Annotated in this window: 1 protein-coding gene; it reads right to left on the bottom strand. The window is 64.1% G+C overall.

Annotated elements, in window-relative coordinates; genetic code table 11:
- Positions 1–365, bottom strand: a 365-nt coding sequence (locus AC1DIX_RS27760) for a LysR family transcriptional regulator (protein WP_477328562.1), incomplete at its 3' end; no start/stop codon positions are given.
- Positions 366–487 lie beyond the last annotated feature (122 nt).

Raw genomic sequence — 487 nt, 5'->3', positions numbered from 1 at the left:
GCCGGGTAGCGCCTGAGATATTCGACGGCGAGCGGCGCGACGATCATCCGGGCGGCGCCGATGGAGGTGTTGATCCTCAGCGTGCCCGAAGGCTCGGAGCGGTGCTCGTCGGCCTGGTCGATAGCGCGGCGGATGGCCGATAGCGCCGGGGTCACCTCGGCCACGAACTGCTCGCCAGCCGAGGAGAGCGTGACGCTGCGGGTGGTGCGGTTGAAGAGGCGGACGCCCAGCCTTGCCTCCAGCGTGGCGATCTGCTGGCTGAGGGCCGAGGAGGAAATCGAGAGGTCGCGGGCAGCAGCGCGGAAGCCGCCTTTGGCAGCGACGGCGATGACCGCTTCCAGTTCCGCCAGCGTGCCGCGCATCATTGTCCTGATCTCCTTATCAGCTCGTCCGTTATTGAGCAGCTTATCAGATCAATCGGCCGGTGCCAGATAGGGCGTATCGCATAAAGGAGAAAAGCGATGCGCAACATTACTCAGGTCTATAT

Source organism: Massilia sp. 05N420, assembly GCF_056397205.1.
The sequence above is the reverse complement of the archived record's forward strand: the minus strand, read 5'-3'. Positions and strand labels throughout refer to the sequence as shown.